Source organism: Pseudomonas chlororaphis subsp. piscium, assembly GCF_003850345.1.
Lineage (GTDB): Bacteria > Pseudomonadota > Gammaproteobacteria > Pseudomonadales > Pseudomonadaceae > Aquipseudomonas > Aquipseudomonas piscium.
Genome location: NZ_CP027707.1, coordinates 4460157 through 4480064 on the forward strand (window position 1 = coordinate 4460157; position 19908 = coordinate 4480064).

Genomic DNA, 19908 nt, shown 5'->3' on the forward strand with positions numbered 1-19908 from the left:
TCTTATGTGGGCAATGCACTCCCTCGCACCCTTGATGTGAAACTAAATGATACATATTCATATTTGTATCAACAAGTTACCTATCCAGCCGTCCATCCAGATCTGGAGTCGCCTGCCCTCTCGCATAGTCTCCGTGTCATAAGCCATCCCCAGGCCGACGCCTACGGCATACATTTGCCCATGAGAACTGGCTTGTATCTGCATCGAGAAGGCTTGAGGGTCGACCGCGCAATCGATACCACAGAGCACCGCCACCATCATGGGTATGACGGTCGGCAGACCTCTTGGTCATGCGCAAGGAGGAGGATGCAAAAAGCCCGGCACTATGGCCGGGCTCTGGTTATTTTCTGGATTCCATCATCTTGTCGGCGAGAGTTTTGGCTCTTGCGATCAACAGGTTCTGCCTGTCTTCGTGAGTGGCCTCTCCTACGATCGGTGCCGTCAGGTTGCTTTCCGCAATCAACGCAGCGCAGAAGTATTGATCCCAGACTCTTTGTTCCGACGCCTGTTTGCTTACTTGGTCGGCGATCATATGCGGCTCCTTTTGACGAGGTAGCACCGCCATTTTACGCCTTAATCGCTGGCAGCCCCTGCCGTAACGGATAGCCGGCAAATAGCGTGATACCCGTCGAACCATTCGAGCTTCCGGTGCTGTTTGGCCGCTATTTCACGCCAATATCTTCTGCAAAACGAAGCAGATAACCATCAGGGTCCAGGACCAGGAAATTCCTCTGCCCGAATTGCCGATCATTGCTGCGGTACCAATGCTCCTCGACAGGCCTCCTGATCGGGCAGCCCGCCTTTTCAAGCGCGCGAACCAGAACCTGTGCATCCGGACACTCGATGGAAAGGTTCATGCCTCGGCCGTAGGGAGGCTCCAGGGGGCCCACGCGCCAGGGTGAATCGTCATGCCAGTCCTGCTCCAGCATGATCTGGCTGTTGCCAAAGGAGAGAAAGGCAAACTTGTCTTCGGGGCGGTCGTACTCGACCCTGAAACCCAACACATCACAGTAGAAATACAGACTCTGCTGCAAGTCCGAAACGATCAGTTCCGGCACCAGGGCGTTCAACTTGAACATGCTCTTGCATCCATTCAGTTCCTAGGCCGGCCAATTTACCCTGGTTCTCTGCCATTGCCGGCTTATTTAGCACTCGGCATTACCTGTCATTGAACCTTCTGGCCGTTGCCAATCTTCTTGGCCCTGTCGATCCCCCACTCAAACGCATCTTCCATGTCCAGGCCATCCGGGGCCAAGTCATTGTCTTCGACAATAACGCTGCCGTCCGGCTTGTAGATCCCGATGAACATCTTGAGCGATCCATCTCTGAGGATCTCTGATCGCACCTTGATCTGGCACCCATTTGAAAGCGTTTCACTGTAGTTCAAATGACGCTCAGTCATGGCCGCATCCCTCAGTAAATGAAATTCGAGTAAGGCACAGCCCGTTGATTCACGCCAGTCGAGGGGCTCCCACCAAGGGTTAGAGACGACCTGCCAGATTTTCCGCAGGCAATAAAAAGCCCCGCACAGTGGCGAGGCCGTTCTCCGTCTCGGTCAGCGCTTCAACCGGCAGGCTTCAGTGGCGCCGGGGCCGCCATGACATAACGGGACATCAGGTAGGCCACCAGCCCGCCCAGCGCCGCGCCCGTCGCATCCGCCAGAAACAGCGCCAGTTGCGAAGCCGAATGCTGGTAGACCCTGCACATCGCCACCCAGGCGTTTTCCATGAAGCCGGAAGCCCAGTCCCAACCGCAGGGGTAGACCATCAGAAAGGCCAGCCCGGCGAGGGTTATCCATCCCGACAACCTGGACGGGGACTGCGAGAGGACGAACCGGGCCAGCTGGCAGATACCGACAAAGAGCCAGGCCGCCAGCATGCTTCTCATGAATTGATCGAATAACTCGAAAAAGGCCATGGCAACCTACGCTGAAAAATCACTGAGCGATGATAGCCATTCGTATCGCCATAAAAAACCCGGCGCAGTGGCCGGGTTTTCATCAATCGCGTAGCGGTGCCTGCGGGTGGACCCGCGAGTCCGATCCTGCGCCGGGCCCCTTTATCGGGCCGCGGCCTGGCAGGCTCCTGCGCCCTCTTCCCCCGCTCCACCTGCAACCTGGACCAGGGCTTCCAGCAAGGCTTCGGTGTGATTGATCGATTCCCGGATCTCATCGAAGGCATCCTCCAGATCGCGCACCTTCGCTGTCGCCGAAGCGCCGCACAGGGCTTCCTGGATCTGGAACTCATCCTGCTTGAATTGCAGGACATTGGCCCGCAGGCCTTCGATACGAAGGGACAGCTGCGAGATGTGGTGGCGACGACGCTGAACCATTTCGGTTCTCCTTTATGGCCCTCTTACTTATTCAGATCGGCGCGCGCCGACAGATGTTCAGCAATTCCTGACCAAAGGCACGGCGCCCCATGCCAATGACCAGGCCCTCAAAGCTTGCTGTCCAGCGCCACCAGCAAGGCCGCGTCCCGTCCGTAGATATCCGGGGCATAGGACAACTGGCCATGGCTGTCGGCTTGCGCCGTCCAGTACGTGAGCAGGATAGGTACCGGCGTCGACAGCCTGAACTCATGGGTGAGCCCGGTACTCAGCAGCTCATCGGTGCGCACCCGTTCCGCCGGGCTCACCAGCAGATCGCGCAGCTGCAACGCATGCTCGACCCGCACGCAGCCCGAACTGAAAGCCCTTGGCCCCTTGTTGAACAGCGCCTGGCTGGGCGTGTCGTGCAAGTACACCGAGAACGGGTTGGGGAACCGGATCGCCATCTGCCCCAGGGGGTTTCTCGGCCCGGCGTCCTGACGCAGGAGGATATTGCCGGGGTTGTCCCAGTCGATATCTTCCACCGCCAGGGGATGTCCCTCGCTATCGAGCACCTGCAGGTTCTGCCGATTGAGGAAGGACTGGTCACGGCGAATTTCCGGCAATTTGTCTTCGCGAAAAATGGTCGGCGGCACCGTCCAGGTCGGGTTCAGGGTCAGGCGCGTGACCTGGGATTTCAGCAAGGGCGTCTGGCGCTCGGCACGCCCCACTTGGGTTCGGGTCTGCCAGACCGGCACCCCGCCCTGATAGACGGTCAACTGCGCCGCGGCCAGGTTGACCAGCAGACTGTCGGGCTCCAGGTCCTGCGCCAGCCAGCGAAAGCGTTCGAGGTTGATGCGCAGCTGTTCGCGGCGCATCTGCGGGCTGATGTTCAGTTCATTCAAGGTCCCCGCGCCGATCACCCCGTCGGCTTGCAGCGAATGGCTGAGCTGGAAGCTTTTCACCGCACTCACCAGATCGCTGCTGTAAAGGGTGTCGCCCTCGTTGGCGAGGGTGCCCAGGTACCCCTCCTTGAACAGCCGTTGCGCCAACTCCGGCACCCGCGCGTCCTGCATCTGCGGGCGCAGCAGCGGCCCGCTGGGAAGGGGCTGCCAATGGGGCAACGCCAGCTGGCGCTGCTGGGCATACAGCAGGCGCAGGTTCTGATATTGCTCGAGGCTCGGCCGCGCCAGCGCAAAGGCCGCCGGGATGTCCTGCAGGCCGGGCCCGGCGATGGCGAGCACCTGCGCCTGGCGATCCAGCTGCAGGGGATGGGCATGCCACATCGGCTCGAAACGGGCCTGCGACAGACGGCCGTAATGCAGGTCATGCAGGGCCTGCAAGTAATGCTGGCTGAGGCTCAGATCGGCGCACAGCACGTCGCCCGCGAGCGTACTGGCCGGTGAACGGTAGTCGGTCGGGTCCAGGCCATCGTCGGCCAGTTGCTGCAACTGTGCCTGCAACGCCTCCAAACGCGCGCTGGATGACCAGAGCGGCTGGTCACCCTGCTGTTGGTAAAAGGCCTGTAACAGGTTCTGGGTGGGCGTATCCAGATGCGCCGCCAACCCCGGACAGGCAGCGGACAATCGAGTGAATACCAGTTGCACAGGGTTTTCATGATCGACCGGTACATCCTGAGCAGTCGCGACCAACGGCGCAGCGAGCAGGAAAAGGCTCAAGTAACATGCGTGTTTTTTGAACAACTGCTTTACTCCAATCATGGCCATCATTGTGATGGTCAACCTCGGCAGTGGCTGCGAAAAATCGTCCAACCACCGGTAACCAGAACTGCCAGGAGAGCGACAGGACGTCAGGAGCCAAAGTGACTGTGGGGACACTCTAGAATGCCGACCTTCTTGCGCCGACTCTGTCTGGCAATAACCACCCTAGGCGCGATCTGCAGCCCCGCGCTCGCCGCCAACAACCCGACCCCGCTGCTTTACAACAGCCTCGCCCACGCCGCTCCAGAACTCAATCCCCAAGTGCTGAAAAGTGCCCTGAGCGCCATGCAATGCGCAGTCAACAGTGGCGCCAGAAAGGCCCGGCACCTGGCGGTCATCGACTATTCACAGCCTTCCACCGCTCGCCGCCTGTGGATCTTCGACCTGAATAAAAGAACCCTGGTGCTGCGCGACCTGGTCGCCCATGGACAGAAATCCGGGGAGAACTTCGCCACCCAGTTTTCCAATCGCATGGGCAGTTTCCAGTCCAGCCTCGGCCTGTTCCGCACCCAGGAAAGTTATGAAGGCAGCCACGGTTATTCGCTGCGCATGGACGGCCTGGAGCCAGGCTTCAACGACCTCGCCCGCGATCGGGACATCGTGATTCACGCGGCCGACTATGTGAGCCCTCTGTGGAGCCAACGCCAAGGGCGCATCGGCCGCAGCCTGGGTTGCCCGGCCGTGCGTCCACAGGTGGCGCGTCAGGTGATCGACCGTCTCAAGGACGGCCAGTTCATGTTTTCCTGGTACCCCGACCAGCGATGGCTGAAATCCTCGCCCTACCTCAACTGCCAGCCACGCCAGGTGGCCAGCATTGTCACCGCCAGCGGCGGTTAGCCCGCGCGCCCCTCAACCGGCGGCCGAGGCCGCCGCTTTCGCCTCTTCGGGTACTTTGACGAAGATGCTGTAATTCGCCCCTTCCATCGCTTCGAAGGCGATGAGCTTTTCCACCAACGGACCGCTCAGCACCTTGCCGGCATTGAGCAGCAGCATGCCATTGTCGGCATTCAGGTTGCGCGCCAGGGTCATGCCGGCAGCCAGGTCTCGAGTGGTCAGGACCTTGACCGTCGGATCGCTCAGGGTGTCATCGCTGAGGAAGATTGCGCAGACCCCGACGAAGTCCTCCACCAGCCCGGGGTCGTAGAGTTTGCCGGCGTACTTGCGAATGAACAGTAGCGCTTCAGCGCTGTTCATCTGCCGTTCGAGTATCAGCCCGCGCTGCAGCTCGATGAAATCCACCGCCAGCTTGAGCCAGCGCGAACCCAGCGGAATGGCCTCGCCCTTGAGGTGATCGGGAAAACCGCTACCGTCCCAGCGCTCCTGGTGATGCAGGATGATGCGCGCCGCGTCCTTCATCGGCTCCAGGGTCATCAGCAGCGACTCGCTCTGTTTCGGGTAGGCCTGGTACAGATCGAGCTCGGTGTAGGGCAGCAGGTCCGAAGGCGCGATCATCATGCTGTCGGTCCAGCCCAGCTTGCCGATGTTGTACAGCGCGGCGGCCATGGTCATGTCGCGGCTATCAGCTTCCCCCAGGCCATGGGTGGTGCAGTAGACACGAATCAGCTCGATGATCTGCCGGTTGGTCTGCTTGGACTTGGGCAAGCGCAGGTTCGCCAGCAGTGAAAACACCTCGGTGCCGGTCACGTAGCTGCGCTTGAGCTCTTCATACGCCAGATCGAGCATGTCGGCAGTCTGTTGCAGCTCGGCGGTGCGCGCCGCCACATGTTTTTCCAGGGTCGCGTTGAGCGTCTTCAACTGTTCGTTCTGCCGCCGGGTGAGCTTTTCCAGGCGCTTGCGCTCGCTCTCCGAATGACGATAGGCCAGGGCTTGGCGCAGGGTCACCAGCATGTCCTCGTCGTTCCAGGGCTTGCTGATGTAACGATGGATCTGCCCTTCGTTGATGGCCTTGGCAATCAAGGTCATATCGGCATAACCGGTGAGCAGAATACGTAGCGTCGATGGATAACGCTGATGGATATGGGCCAGTAAGGTGGCGCCGTCCATGTTCGGCATGCGGGCGTCGCTCATGATCACGTCGACCGGCCGCTGTTCGAGGATTTCCAGGGCCTTGGCGCCGCTGTCGGCCAGCAGGATGTCATAAGGCTGGCTGCGCAACAGCCGGCGAAGGCTATTGAGAATCGATTCCTCATCGTCCACCAGCAATACCGTCGGTCTGCTCTGGGCTCCGCCCGCTGTAGCTTCTTCCATGTCTCCCCGCTCCCTTTTGACATCGATCAGACCTTCCTTCTGGGACAGGCTAGATGACTTGTAGCCTTTCGCTATGAATTTGACGCCGGCCGATTAGCGCATACGGGGGAGCCTGACTATGCTCAAGGCGAAAATGGATTGCATGCTCAGGAAGCAGGAAGGGAAGCCCGATGAGCTTATATACAAGGTGCCCGCGCCGGGCTGGAGCACGGCGATGATGGCGTCGGCAGACCGGACCAACCGGCGAATTCTGATCGTCGACGACACGGCGTCGATCCACGAGGATTTTCGCAAGATCCTCGCCTACACGGATGCCCCCGGGGACAGCCTCAGCGACGCCGAGGCCGCCCTGTTCGGCACGCCCGTCAGTACCTCCCTGGAGCATTTTTTCCTCGACTCGGCGTTCCAGGGCCGCGAAGCGCTGGACAAGGTGCAAGCGGCGCTGGACCACGATGCGCCTTATGCCATGGCGTTCATCGACATGCGCATGCCACCCGGCTGGGACGGCCTGGAAACCATCGAGCGGCTGTGGCAGGTCGACCCCAAGCTGCAAATCGCCCTGTGCACCGCCTACTCCGACTACTCTTGGGAAGACATCTCCGAACGCCTGCAACTGGGCGATCGCCTGCTGATCCTGAAAAAGCCCTTCGACGCCATCGAGATCCGCCAGATGGCCAGTGCCCTGACCGTCAAGTGGCAGATGACCGAAGACGCCGCGCTGAAAATGGATCAGCTGGAACAGGCGGTCGAGGAACGCACCCGTGAGCTGGCCGACGCCAACATCATCGTGCAGAACAGCCCCACCATCCTCTATCGCCTGCGAGGCGAGCCTTCGTTCACGCTGATGTACATTTCCCACAACATCACCAAGTTCGGCCATGTGGCGGCGCGACTGGTGGCTTCGGCCGACTGGGCGCAGACCCTGATCCACCCCGGGGACCAGGCCAAGGTCAGGAGCGCCATGCTGCGGATCCTCGACCGGGATGTGGCGGGGGCGTCCATCGAGTTCCGCATGCGCACCGGCGACGGCGCCTTTCGCTGGGTGGAAAACCGCTATATCCCGGTGCGCAACGACCAGGGCCAATTGGTCGAAGTGGAAGGCATCATCCTCGACATCACCGAACGCAAGCTGGCCGAAGAAAAAATGGCCCTGATGGCCCGCACCGACAGCCTGACCGGGCTGGCCAACCGCGCCACCCTGATCGAGCGCCTGCACCAGGCATTCGCCTCGGCTCGACGGGGAGCCGCGCCCTTCGCGATGTTCTACCTGGACCTGGACCACTTCAAGCGCATCAACGACACCCTCGGCCACCCCATCGGCGACCTGCTGTTGCAGGAAGTGTCCCGGCGCATCAAAGCCTGCACCCGGGAAAACGACGTGGTGGCGCGCCTGGGCGGCGACGAGTTCGCGATCCTGCAACTGGACGTCGACGAGGCCACGCACTGCGCCGCGCTGGCGACGAAAATCCGCGACACCCTGGTACTCCCCTACTCCCTGGAAGGCAACGAGGTGCGCATCTCGGTGAGCATCGGCATCAGCCTCTACAGCCCGCAGACCCTGAGCGCCGACAGCCTGATGGCGCAGTCGGACATGGCGCTGTATCGCTCAAAGGACAAGGGCCGCAACCAGTTCCATTTCCACAGCGAGGAAATCAACCAGGAGGTCACGGAGCGGGTGACCCTGGCCAACGACCTGAAACTGGCCCTGGAGCGCGACGAACTGCACCTGCATTACCTGCCGGAGGTCGATCTCGGTACCGGCAAGATCCTCGGCATGGCGGCCCAGGTCCGTTGGCTCCACCCTCAACGCGGCTGGCTCGAGGCGGAGGATTTCATGCCCGCGGCCGAGAAGACCGGCATCGTCATCGCCCTTGGCCATTGGTTGCTGGACCAGGCCTGCCGGCAGATGCGCGCATGGCGCGACCAGAACGTGGCGCCACCGTTGATCGCGATCCACTTATCCCTGGTCCAGCTCAAGACCGGCCCGGAACTGATCTACGACGTGTTGCGCACCACCGCGCGCTGGGACCTGTGCCCGTGGGACCTGAGATTCGACGTGACCGAGGGCACCCTGGCCCAGACCAAATGGACCCACAACGACATCCTGCCCAGGCTATGCGAGCTGGGCGTGAAGATCGCCATCGACGATTTCGGCACCGAGTATTCCTCGTTCGACTACCTCAAGACCTACAGGGTCAACCACCTCAAGCTGGCCCAGCGCTTTCTCGACAGCGCCAGCAGCGACCCGGACAACGCCATGACGCTGCGGGCCATCCTCAACTTCGCCCGCGAGGTGGGCATCGGGGTCACCGCTGAAGGGGTGGAAACCCAGGAGCAGCGCACCACCCTGATATCCAACGGCACGCCTCTGGGGCATTCGCTCGGTACGGCAGTCGACAGCGACCAGGCTGGCGAACTGCTCAAGGCCAGGTCTGCCGCGGTGGATGGCAGCGCCTGGTCGGCGGATCCGACGTCGGAGGACTTCAGGTGAGCCCTTTATCCGTGGTGCCCAATCGGCGGATCCTGATCATCGACGACACACCGGCGATCCATCAGGACTTTCGCAAGATTCTCAGCCCCGAAGACGAAGGGCTTCTGGGCAACACCGAAGCCTTGCTGCTCGGCGCCAGCCGCAAACCCCATCAGCACTTCGAGCTGGACTCGGCCTATCAGGGCGAGGAAGCCGTGGAACTGGTCAAGCGCGCCCAGGCCGAAGGCCGGCCGTATGCCCTGGCCTTTATCGACATGCGCATGCCACCGGGCTGGGATGGCCTGCAGACCATCGAGCATCTGTGGAAAACCGATCCGCAGTTGCAGATCGCCTTATGCACCGCGTTCTCCGACTACTCATGGGAAGCCATGGCCGAACGCATCGAATTCGGCGACCAGCTGCTGATCCTGAAAAAGCCGTTCGACAGCCTCGAGATCCGCCAGATGGCCAGTGCCCTGACCTGGAAATGGCAACTGGCGCAGGACGCCGCGAGCAAGATGCGCAACCTGGAACAGACCATCGAGGAACGGGTTCAGGAACTGCTGAGCGTGTCGCACCTGCTGCATTACGATGTGCTCACGGGGCTGCCCAACAGTACCTTGCTGGGTGATCGCCTGACCCAGCATCTGTCCCAGTCTCGCCGCCATGACCGCCAGTTGGCGGTGATGTTCATCGGCCTGGACCGATTCAAACGCATCAATAACGCACTCGGACACCCGGCGGGAGACGAGATGCTCAAGCTCGTTGCCCGCAGCCTGGCGGCCACGGTGCGCGAAACCGACTCGGTATTTCGCTACGGTTCGGACGAGTTCGTGGTGATTATCGGCGACATCCTGCACCCGCAGCAGACCCGAGGGGTGGCCGAAAAACTCCTGGCTGCCATCAACACCCCTCATTCCGTGGCGGGCCACGACCTGACGGTCACCGCCAGCCTGGGCATCAGCATCTACCCCTACGACGGCGCCGATGCCGTCACGCTGATCAAGAACGCCGAGACCGCCATGCGCAACGTCAAGGACTGCGGCCCCAACAACTTCAGCTTTTTCATCGAAGACATGAACCTGCGCGCGCGCCAGCAACAGACCCTGGAAACCGGCCTGCGCCTGGCGTTGCAGCGTGAGGAGTTCGTCCTGCACTACCAGCCCAAGCTGGACCTGGCCCGGGGCACGGTGGTCGGTGCCGAGGCGCTGGTGCGCTGGAACCGGCCCGGCCATGGCAGGGTGTTCCCTTCGGACTTCATCCCGGTGGCCGAAGACAGCGGGCTGATCGTCGCCCTCAGCCAATGGGTATTGCGCCGTGCCTGCCTGCAATCACAGGCCTGGCAGGCGCAGGGCCTGCCGCCCATCTGCATGTCGGTGAATGTGTCGGCCATCGACTTCCGCCAGCACGACTACGTCGAGCGCCTCACCCGCACACTGGCCGAGACCGGGCTCGACCCGACCTTGCTGGAACTGGAAATCACCGAAAGCGTGCTGATGCAGAACGTCAACGCCACCATCGCCACGCTCCATGCCATCAAGCGGCTGGGGGTACGCCTGGCCATCGACGACTTTGGCACCGGCTACTCGAGCTTGAGTTACCTGCAGAAATTCCCGGTCGACGTGTTGAAGATCGACCAGTCGTTCGTGCGTGACCTGGGTACCGACAGCAACGACGCAAAACTGGTCAGCAGCATCATCGACCTGGGCAAAAGCCTGAACCTGAGCATCATCGCCGAAGGTATAGAGACCGCCGAGCAACTGGACTTTCTCAAGCGTCACCACTGCGAGGAAGGCCAGGGCTTCTACTTCAGCAAAGCCGTGGAACCCGAGGTATTCGCCCGCTTCCTGGCCGACTCCCAGCGACCTCACCTGCCCCACCCATAAAGCTGTGCCTGGTAAGGATACCGACCATGTCGTCACTCGCATTGCTCCTTTCGGCTAGCCTGCTGCTTGCTCCAGGCGCCGGGGCCGCGCCATTGGAAGGACCGCTCAAACCCCTACCCCCAGCACCGGCGCTGGACAGCAAGCGGGTCGAACTGGGACGACGAATGTTCAACGACCCGCGCCTGTCAGTGAATAACAGCCTGTCGTGCGCCAGTTGCCATCGCCTCGACCAGGGCGGCGCCGATACCGTCCCGCACTCCCTGGGTTTCGATGGCAAGCCCGTGGCGGTCAACACCCCGAGCGTGTTCAACGCCAGCCTGAACTTCCACCAGTTCTGGGACGGTCGGGTCGAAACCCTGGAAGACCAGGTGCATACCGTGGTGCAAAGCCCCAGTGAAATGGGCAGCGACTGGAAGGTCGTGCTGCAGCGCATCGCCGATGACCCGACCTATCGCAAAGCCTTCACCGATGCCTACCCCGACGCCGTGACCCAGGCCAACATCCAGGACGCCCTGGCCGATTACGAACGCACCCTGCTCAGCGCCAACTCACGCTTCGACCAATACCTGGCGGGCAACACCGAGATCCTCGACATCGAGGAAAAGTACGGCTACCAGCGCTTCCAGGAATACGGCTGCATCGCCTGTCACCAGGGGGTGAATATCGGCGGCAACATGTTCCAGAAGTTCGGCGTGCTCGGCGACTATTTCGCGGCCCGGGGCAATCCCACCGAGGCCGACCTGGGGCGGTTCAACGTCACGGGCGAAGAAGAAGACCGTTATGTGTTCAAGGTGCCGAGCCTGCGTAACGTCGCGGTCACCGCGCCGTACTTCCATGACGGTTCGCAAGCCACCCTCGAAGGCGCCGTGGCGGTGATGTTCAAGTACCAGTTGGGACGTACGCCGTCCGAGGAAGACAAACGCCTGATCGTCAAATTCCTCAAGACCCTGACCGGCGAGTGGCAAGGCAAACCCCTATGAGAGTATCCCGTCGCGTGAGCATCCTGTTGCTGTCCGCCCTCGCGGTCCTGCTGGCTTCGATCCTGTTGTTCCTCTACCTCAAGTCCAGGTCCGACCAGGCCGTGAACTACACCGAATCCCGTGACCTGATCCGCCAGATCAAACAGCAGGACTCGCTGTTGGAGAACGAAATACTCAAGGCCAGGGTAGCCCTCTCCCACAACTACGATCCGCTGGTTTCACCGATGGGCGAGATGACGCGCCTGTGGCTGAAATTCGACTCGATGGAGGCACAGAACCAGCGCAACGACTCCCTGCTGTGGCGCAACGCCCACGACGGCTACCTGAACGCGGTAAAGGAAAAGACCCGGCTGGTGGAGCAGTTCAAGTCGCACAACTCCGTACTGCGCAACTCCCTGGCCTTCCTGCCGACCGCCGAGGACGACATCCAGCAGACGCTGGCCCGAATGCCCGACGCGGACAAATTGCAGTTGCAGAACATCGCCACCGATACCTACGACCTGTTGCTCAGCTGCCTGGAGTTCGCCCAGGTCACCTCCGACGACAGGGCCGCGGACATCCTGGTGGGCCTGAACAAGCTGGCGGTCAACAAGGAGCGCCTGCCCATGGAGTTCCATGGCCTGATCGATACCCTCAGCAACCACGTCGAGCTGATCCTGCGCGAGCAACCCAAGGTCAACCGCCTGCTCGAGGAAATAGACGTGGTGCAGGTCGACGAACGCCTGGACGACATCACCGTCCTGCTCAACCGCGACCAGCAGCAGGCCGAAGCCGTCGACCGGCGCTACCATTTCTACCTGCTGCTGTTTTCCGCGCTGCTGGTGCTGCTGCTGATCTGGCTGGGCATTCGCCTGATCCGTAGCTTTGCCGAGATCAACCAGATGAACCGGGCCCTGGTGGCCGCCAACGACGAACTCGAACAAAGGGTCGAAGAACGCACGCGCCAGCTCAAGGATACCCAGAGCGAGCTGCTCGACACCGCCCGCCAGGCCGGCATGGCGGAAATCGCCACCAACGTCCTGCACAACGTCGGCAACGTGCTCAACAGCGTGAACATCTCCGCCGAGCTGGTCAGCCGCAAGCTGCGCAACAGCAAGGCCCAGGGGCTGGGCAAGGCGATGCAGCTGATCAACGAGCACAAGCAGGACCTGGGCCGTTTTCTCACCGAGGATGAAAAGGGCAAGTTGCTGCCCGGCTACCTGAACCAGCTGGTCGAGGCCATCGACCTGGAACAGCAAGGCATGACCGAGGAGCTGACCCAACTGAGCAAAAGCGTCGATCACATCAAGGACATCGTCGCCACCCAGCAATCCTATGCGGGCGCCAGCAGCCTGCTGGAACCCCTGTCGGTCAGCGAACTGCTCGAAGACGCATTGCGCATGAACTCCGGCGCCCTCACCCGCCACCATGTGACGGTGCTCAAGGAGTACAGCGATGTGCCGCGGATCATGGGCGACAAGCACCGTCTGCTGCTGATCCTGATCAACCTGATCAGCAACGCCAAGTACGCCATGTCCGACCTGTCCAATCAGGCGCGCAACATGACCCTGGCGGCGGCGGTGGTCGACGGCGAAACCCTGCAGATCAGCGTGCGCGACGAAGGCGAAGGCATCGCCCCGGAAAACATGACCCGGATCTTTGCCCACGGTTTCACCACCCGCAAGGAAGGCCACGGATTCGGCCTGCACAGTTGCGCGCTGGCGGCCATCGAGATGAATGGCCACCTGACCGCCCACAGCGACGGTCCGGGCAAAGGTGCGCTGTTCGTCCTGCAGATCCCCCTGATAGCCGCCGAAGGTGAGTCATGAACAATCCGATAAACCGGCGCGTCCTGCTGATCGACGACACCCCTGCGATCCACGACGACTTCCGCAAGATCCTCACCCCCAAGACCGGCGACAGCGCCGACCTCGATGCGATGGAAAGCGCGCTGTTCGGCAGCGCGCCGAAAACCACCGCCACGGTGTTCGAGCTGGACTCGGCCTACGGTGGCCAGGAAGGCCTGGGCAAGCTGCTGGAGGCGGCGAGCAAAGGGCAGCCCTATGCCCTGGCCTTCGTCGACATGCGCATGCCCGATGGCTGGGATGGCGCGCAAACCATCGAAGAGTTGTGGAAACACGACCCATTGCTGCAAGTGGTGGTGTGCACCGCCTACTCCGACTATTCCTGGGACGAGTTGCTCGACCGCCTGAACGGTCATGACCGTCTGCTGATCCTGAAAAAGCCCTTCGACAATATTGAAGTCCAGCAAATGGCCAACACCCTCACCACCAAATGGGAAATGACCTTGCGGGCGCAGTTGCAGATGAGCGAGCTGGAAGAACGGGTGGAGCAACGCACCCTGGCGTTCAAGCAGGCCAGCGCCGCGCTGCAACGGGAGATCGACGAGCGCAAGCTGCTGGAAAGCCAGTTGGTGCAATCGGAAAAGCTCGCCTCCCTGGGCCAGTTGGCCGCCGGGGTCGCCCATGAAATCAATAACCCGATCGGCTTCATTTCCTCCAACCTCGGCGCCCTGGACAACTACTTCAAGCGCCTGCAGGAGATGCTCCAGGCCTATGTCAGCGCCGAAGACGGGGTCGCTGCCAGCGAGCTGCGCGATCAGTTGAAACAACTGCGCACGGACATCGAGCTGGATTTCCTCCTCGAGGACATTCCGCTGCTGATCAAGGAGTCCAAGGACGGCATCGGCCGGGTCAGCCAGATCGTCAGGGACCTCAAGGACTTTTCCCGGGTCGACTCGACCCAGGAATGGCAATGGACGGACCTGCAACAGGGCATCGACTCGACCCTGAACATCGTCGCCGCCGAGATCAAATACAAAGCCGACGTGATCAAGGAATACGCCGAGCTGCCGGAGATCGAGTGCCTGCCTTCACAGATCAACCAGGTGGTGATGAACCTGATCGTCAACGCCGCCCAGGCCATGGGTAACCAACGGGGCACCATCACCCTGCGCAACGGCGTCGAGGGCGAAAACGTGTGGATCGAAGTGGCCGACAACGGCTCGGGCATCCCGCCGGACAGCCTGCAGAAAATCTTCGACCCGTTTTTCACCACCAAACCCGTGGGCCAGGGCACGGGGCTGGGGCTGTCGCTGTCCTACGGCATCGTCAAGAAACACCGCGGCGACATCTCGGTGCGCAGCGAGGTCGGTGTCGGCACCACCTTCCGCGTCGAGCTTCCCGTGCACCAGAGCCGAAAGGCCGGCTGAGCGACGTTCTCGATGCCCCCACCGCCTCTGTAGGAGCCAAGCTTGCCGGCGATCCAGGCGACGCGGTGGGTCAGGCAGGCCGCCATCGCGGGCAAGCCTCGCTCCTACATCACTCTCCCGGGGCATGCCGCATGTTCGATGGCGCCACTGCCTTTGTAGGAGCCAAGCTTGCTGGCGATCCAGGCGACGCGGTGGGTCAGGCAGGCCGCCATCGCGGGCAAGCCTCGCGCCTACAGGGACCGTGCATGCCGCGGGCCCGATCTCTTGTATGATGGCGCGCTTCAAGAATGGGTCGCGGATTTCGTCTTGCCAATGACCACCGGAGCAAATCCGGCCTGACGCCTTCAGGGCACACAGCGCTTCCCCCGTCTTAAACAGCACGACGCTTTCCCGAGCGCGCCTGGGCCTCTGTGCCTGGTATTCGCCTGGTCCGGGATCGCCATCGTCGAGGAGCTTTTCATGGATATGCTTTACCGGGCCTCCCGCCAGGGGCTGCCCGCCCCGCGGTTCGCACGCAATTTGCTGGGCCTGCTGCTGGCCGGTGCCGCGCCCGTGACCCAGGCCGCCGAAACCGAACTGCCGGCGCTGACCGTGACCGGCGAAGACCGCTCCGGCTATCAGGCCAGCAGCGCCGCGGTCGGCGGTTTCGAATCGGCTCCGCTGCTCGACACGCCAGCCTCGATTGCGGTGATCAACGAAGCCTTGATCAAGGACCAGCAGGCCCGCCTGCTCAGCGAGGTGCTGAAGAACGATGCCTCGGTAGGCGAAAGCTATGCGCCGGTCGGCTACTACGAGAACTTCACGGTGCGCGGTTTCTCGCTGAACGCCGCCAGCAGCTACCGGATCAACGGCCGCAGCATCACCGGCGAGCAGAACGTCGGCCTGGAAAACAAGCAGCAGGTGGAATTGCTCAAGGGGTTGAACGGCCTGCAGAGCGGCGTCAGCGAACCCGGCGGGCTGATCAACTACGTGACCAAGCGCCCCACCGACGTGCGTTCGGTCACGGTCTCCACCGACGATCGCGGCAGCGGCTATGTGGCCACCGACGTCGGCGGCTGGTTCGGCAGCGAACAGCAGTTCGGGCTGCGCGCCAACCTGGCCCACGAGGACATCCACTCCTACGTCGAACACACCAATGGCCAGCGCGACTTCGCCTCCCTGGCCTTCGACTGGAACATCAGCCCCGACGCCCTGCTGCAACTGGACGTCGAGTACCAGACCAAGGAACAGCGCTCGGCCCCGGGTTATCAATTGCTCGGCGGCTCCAGCCTGCCGCACCACGCCTCGCCGAAAAAACTCCTGGCGCACCAGAGCGGTTCGAAGCCGGTCAGCACCGACGCGCTGAACCTCAACGGCAACTTCGAATACCGCTTCAGCGATCAGTGGAAAGGCAACCTCAGCGCCTCGCGCAGCCGGGTGGTGATCGACGACTACAGCTCGTTCGCCTGGGGTTGCTACGGCGCCGCCAGTTGCGCCGGCACGGCGGTGCCCAATCACTTCAGCCCCGAGGGCGACTACGACATCTACGACTTCCGCAGCCCCGACGATACCCGGCGCAACGATGAAGTGCAGGGCGTCCTCAACGGCAGCTTCGACACCGGCGGCCTGGGTCACGAACTCAGCGTCGGGACCAGCGCGTTCCGCCGCGTGGTGGACAAGCGCGACCCGATCAACCAGATGATCGGCAGCGCCAACATCAACGCTGAGCCAGCGGACTTCTCCCGTTACGACGGCCCGCTCAACGACTCCTATCGACGCCTGGACAGCCGCCAGTACGGACTGTTCTTCAACGACCGGATCAGCTTCAACGAACACTGGCAGACCCTGCTCGGCGGGCGCGAGGTACGCCTGGACGAGGAAACCTTCGACAGCCAGGGCGACACCCCCCGCCACACCCAGCGTTATGTGTTCCTGCCCCAGGCCGCGCTGATCTACAAGCCGGTGCAGGACCTGGCGCTGTACACCCGCTACAGCAAGGGCCTGTCCCTGGGCGGCGAAGCACCGTGGTTCGCCAGCAATGCCTTTGAAATCCTCGCCCCCACCGTGTCGCGGCAGATCGAGGCCGGCATCAAATACGACTGGCAGCGCATCAGCCTGGCCGCGACGCTGTTCCAGATCCGCCAGCCCTACCAGTATTCCCGGCCGAATGGCGACGGCACCTTTACCTTTACCCAGCAGGGCGAACAGAAGAACACCGGCCTGGAACTCTCGGCCAATGGCTGGGCCACGCAACGCCTGCAGGTCTCGGCCAGCGTCGCGGCAATCCGCGCGCGGGTCACCGGCAGCGACACCCCGGAGTATGAAGGTCACCAGGCGCTCAACGTGCCGACCCTGCGCGCCAGCCTCTATGGCGACTACGCCCTGCCCTGGTTCGATGGCCTGGCGTTGCTCGGCGGGGTGCAGTACAGCGGTCGCAAGTATGCCAATCGCGAAGGTGAGGTACAGACCGGCAGCTACGCCGTGTTCAATATCGGCAGCCGCTACAGCACCCGCATCGACGGTTACGACACCGTATTCCGGCTGACTGTGGACAACCTGTTCGACAAGCGCTACTGGCGTGACGCCGGTGAGTACATGGGCGATGGTTACCTGTTCCAGGGCGCGCCCCTGACCGCGCGCTTGAGCGCCTCGATCAACTTCTGATCGGGGCCTGCCCTACTGGAAGGCATCGACCAGGACGTCGAAGATCATCTGATTCGAGGTCCTGACCAGCAGCAGATCGGAGCCGGCACGCCACCATTGGTAGCCGTCATAACGCGGCAACCGCTGGACCAGTCTGGGGCTCAAGCGTCGCGACTGCTGCCTGGGCAAGATCCTGCCCCGGCGCAGGCTCTGCCTGGCATCGGCCGGCAGCGCCACCGCCGGGCTCCAGTCCCGCTTCGAAGCCTGCAACAGAGTTTTCACCTGGTAGTAGTTGACCACGGGAAGGCGATCCCAATTCCCATGGTCGTTGGAATACCGGGCGTTGGCCTGCGTGCCGGGCGCGGCGTCGGCATCCAGCGGGATCGACAGCAAGATCGAGACGATCGAGATTAACGAGCCAGCTCTGAACATCGCCTTCTCCAGGCATCATTGCGTCGAGCTTATGGAAAGGGATTTCCCGGCAATAGTTCCCGGGCAGGCGTGACCTGGATGTTTCGGTTAGAAATGCGCCATGGGCGCAAGGCAGGGTCGCAGGACACCAGGGCAAAGGCTCTTGAGCCCGCCACACAAACAAAAACGCCGCTCCTGGGAGCGGCGTTCTTTTAACCTGGAACGGACAGCGGGTTCCGGGTATTGGCTGCAGCCGACCGAGTCGGGCGCAACCGGGTATTACAGAGCCATGTCAGCCGACGGGTTGCTCTCTTGCGCTTTCGGCTTGTCGCCAGCCGGCTGCTGAGGAGCAGCGGTCTGACCGATGGCCGGAGGCGGAGTCAATTGCAGCACTTCGCTGGTGTAGGCCCACTCTTGAGCGACACGCTCAGGACTGCCGTTGAGCTGGGTACCGTAGCTCGGCACGATCTGGTGCAGCTTCGCCTGCCAGGCAGGAGTCGCGACCTTGTCCTTGAAGACCTTCTCCAACACGCTGAGCATGATCGGCGCGGCGGTCGAAGCACCTGGCGAAGCACCCAGCAGGCCGGCAATGCTGCCGTCCTTGGCACTGACGATCTCGGTGCCCAGTTTCAGCACGCCACCCAGCTGCTCGTCGCGCTTGATGATCTGCACGCGCTGGCCGGCCTGCCACAGACGCCAGTCTTCAGCCTTGGCGTTAGGGAAGTACTCTTTCAGGGCATTCAGGCGGTCTTCATCCGACAGCATCAGCTGGCCGGCGAGGTACTCGACCAGCGGGTACTCCTTGATGCCGACCTTGGTCATAGGCCAGATGTTGTGAGTGGTGGTAGTGGTCAGCAGGTCGAGGTACGAACCTTCCTTGAGGAACTTGGTGGAGAAGGTCGCGAACGGGCCAAACAGGATCACGCGCTTGCCGTCCAGCACGCGGGTATCCAGGTGCGGAACCGACATCGGTGGAGCGCCAACCGACGCCTTGCCGTAGGCCTTCGCCAGGTGCTGCTCGGCGATCGCCGGGTTCTCGGTCACCAGGAACGAGCCACCCACAGGGAAACCGGCATATTCCTGGGCTTCAGGGATGCCCGACTTCTGCAGCAGGTGCAGGGCACCGCCGCCGGCGCCGATGAACACGAACTTGGCGTCGGTCTGGGTTTCAGTACCGTCTTTCAGGTTCTTGTACACCACGCGCCAGGAGCCATCTTCGTTACGCTTGATGTCTTCCACTTCGCTCGACAGCTTGAGCGAGAAGTTCGGCTGGGCTTTCAGGTGGCCAACGAATTGGCGAGTGATCTCGCCGAAGTTCACGTCGGTGCCGAGCGGCGACCAGGTGGCGGCGATCTTCTGCTTCGGATCGCGCCCTTCCATCATCAGCGGGACCCATTTCTTGATCTGCTCCGGGTCTTCGGAGTACTGCATGCCGGCGAACAGCGGGCTCGCCTGAAGCGCTTCGTAGCGTTTCTTCAGGAACTTGATGTTGTCATCGCCCCACACGAAGCTCATGTGCGGAGTGGAGTTGATGAACGAACGCGGGTTCTTCAGGACATCGTTCTTGACTTGCCACGACCAGAACTGGCGGGAAATCTGGAACGCTTCGTTGATCTCGATCGCCTTGGCGATCTCGACCTTGCCGTCCTTGTTTTCCGGGGTGTAGTTCAGTTCCGCCAGGGCGGAGTGACCGGTACCGGCGTTGTTCCAGCCGTTCGAGCTTTCTTCGGCAACGCCGTCGAGACGCTCGACCATTTCCATCGACCAGCCCGGCTCCAGCTCATTGAGCCAGACACCCAGGGTCGAACTCATGATGCCGCCACCGATGAGCAGCACATCCACTTTTTTGGTCTCGGCGGCGTACGCGGAGCTGAGCCCCATCGTCATCGCCAAGCCCAGCAGGGCCGTGTTCACTTTTTTCAACATACAGTAGTTCCTACGATAGAACGCCATCCGCCCCCCCATTCTCGATCATCAGTCGCCCCGGCACCGCCATGGGTTCCCGCACTCAGAAGAACTGAAGGGTGGGCACACAAGGCCGACATGACACTATCGACCTCAGTTTATATGTCGCTCCTGCGCTGACTTCTTA

At 61.9% G+C, this 19908-nt stretch carries 16 protein-coding genes; 7 read left to right on the forward strand and 9 right to left on the reverse strand.

Annotated features, from left to right (window positions below; all coding sequences use genetic code 11):
* Positions 1-340 precede the first annotated feature (340 nt).
* From C4K38_RS20045 to C4K38_RS20070, 6 genes are all read right to left on the reverse strand, one after another.
* Positions 341-532, reverse strand: coding sequence for a hypothetical protein (locus C4K38_RS20045; RefSeq protein ID WP_025804655.1), 192 nt, complete (start codon positions 530-532; stop codon positions 341-343).
* 130 nt (positions 533-662) lie between these two features.
* Entirely contained in the window at positions 663-1079 is a 417-nt protein-coding gene (locus C4K38_RS20050) for a bleomycin resistance protein (protein WP_053279872.1), read from the reverse strand.
* 86 nt (positions 1080-1165) lie between these two features.
* The gene (locus C4K38_RS20055; RefSeq protein WP_053279873.1) at positions 1166-1402 is read right to left on the reverse strand and encodes a hypothetical protein; all 237 of its coding nucleotides are present in this window, start codon (positions 1400-1402) and stop codon (positions 1166-1168) included.
* A 161-nt stretch (positions 1403-1563) separates the two neighbouring features.
* Entirely contained in the window at positions 1564-1887 is a 324-nt protein-coding gene (locus tag C4K38_RS20060) for a hypothetical protein (protein ID WP_170181106.1), read from the reverse strand.
* 171 nt (positions 1888-2058) lie between these two features.
* Positions 2059-2331, reverse strand: coding sequence for a hypothetical protein (locus tag C4K38_RS20065; protein WP_053279875.1), 273 nt, complete (start codon positions 2329-2331; stop codon positions 2059-2061).
* A gap of 107 nt (positions 2332-2438) precedes the next feature.
* Positions 2439-4010, reverse strand: a complete 1572-nt coding sequence (locus tag C4K38_RS20070) for a L,D-transpeptidase family protein (protein WP_053280015.1) — start codon at positions 4008-4010, stop codon at positions 2439-2441.
* 141 nt (positions 4011-4151) lie between these two features.
* Here C4K38_RS20070 and C4K38_RS20075 point away from each other — a divergent pair, with 141 nt between their 5' ends.
* Positions 4152-4865, forward strand: a complete 714-nt coding sequence (locus C4K38_RS20075) for a murein L,D-transpeptidase catalytic domain family protein (RefSeq protein ID WP_053279876.1) — start codon at positions 4152-4154, stop codon at positions 4863-4865.
* A gap of 12 nt (positions 4866-4877) precedes the next feature.
* On the opposite strand, the gene nosR is transcribed toward C4K38_RS20075, so the two are convergent.
* Entirely contained in the window at positions 4878-6236 is a 1359-nt protein-coding gene (gene nosR / locus C4K38_RS20080; protein ID WP_053279877.1) for a response regulator c-di-GMP phosphodiesterase, NosR family, read from the reverse strand.
* Between the two features lie 214 nt (positions 6237-6450).
* On the opposite strand from nosR, the gene C4K38_RS20085 reads away from it, so the two are divergent.
* From C4K38_RS20085 to C4K38_RS20110, 6 genes are all read left to right on the forward strand, one after another.
* Positions 6451-8727 (forward strand): GGDEF/EAL domain-containing response regulator, encoded by a 2277-nt coding sequence (locus tag C4K38_RS20085; protein WP_053279878.1) that lies wholly within the window; start codon positions 6451-6453, stop codon positions 8725-8727.
* Positions 8724-10592 carry a putative bifunctional diguanylate cyclase/phosphodiesterase gene (locus C4K38_RS20090; RefSeq protein ID WP_053279879.1) on the forward strand — a complete coding sequence of 623 codons (1869 nt, stop codon included), beginning with the start codon at positions 8724-8726 and terminating at the stop codon, positions 10590-10592. Before C4K38_RS20085 ends, C4K38_RS20090 begins: the two co-directional genes overlap by 4 nt.
* A gap of 26 nt (positions 10593-10618) precedes the next feature.
* The gene (locus tag C4K38_RS20095) at positions 10619-11572 is read left to right on the forward strand and encodes a cytochrome-c peroxidase (RefSeq protein WP_053279880.1); all 954 of its coding nucleotides are present in this window, start codon (positions 10619-10621) and stop codon (positions 11570-11572) included.
* Positions 11569-13380 (forward strand): DAHL domain-containing sensor histidine kinase, encoded by a 1812-nt coding sequence (locus C4K38_RS20100; RefSeq protein ID WP_053279881.1) that lies wholly within the window; start codon positions 11569-11571, stop codon positions 13378-13380. The genes C4K38_RS20095 and C4K38_RS20100 overlap by 4 nt, the downstream gene beginning before the upstream one ends.
* Positions 13377-14783: an ATP-binding protein gene (locus C4K38_RS20105; protein WP_053279882.1), complete on the forward strand. Its 1407-nt coding sequence runs from the start codon at positions 13377-13379 to the stop codon at positions 14781-14783. Before C4K38_RS20100 ends, C4K38_RS20105 begins: the two co-directional genes overlap by 4 nt.
* A 459-nt stretch (positions 14784-15242) precedes the next feature.
* Positions 15243-17426 (forward strand): TonB-dependent siderophore receptor, encoded by a 2184-nt coding sequence (locus C4K38_RS20110; RefSeq protein WP_053279883.1) that lies wholly within the window; start codon positions 15243-15245, stop codon positions 17424-17426.
* Positions 17427-17438: 12 nt separating this feature from the next.
* Here C4K38_RS20110 and C4K38_RS20115 read toward each other — a convergent pair whose 3' ends face one another.
* Positions 17439-17837, reverse strand: a complete 399-nt coding sequence (locus C4K38_RS20115) for a hypothetical protein (protein ID WP_053279884.1) — start codon at positions 17835-17837, stop codon at positions 17439-17441.
* Positions 17838-18095: 258 nt separating this feature from the next.
* Entirely contained in the window at positions 18096-19742 is a 1647-nt protein-coding gene (gene mqo / locus C4K38_RS20120; RefSeq protein WP_053279885.1) for a malate dehydrogenase (quinone), read from the reverse strand.
* Between the last annotated feature and the right edge of the window lie 166 nt (positions 19743-19908).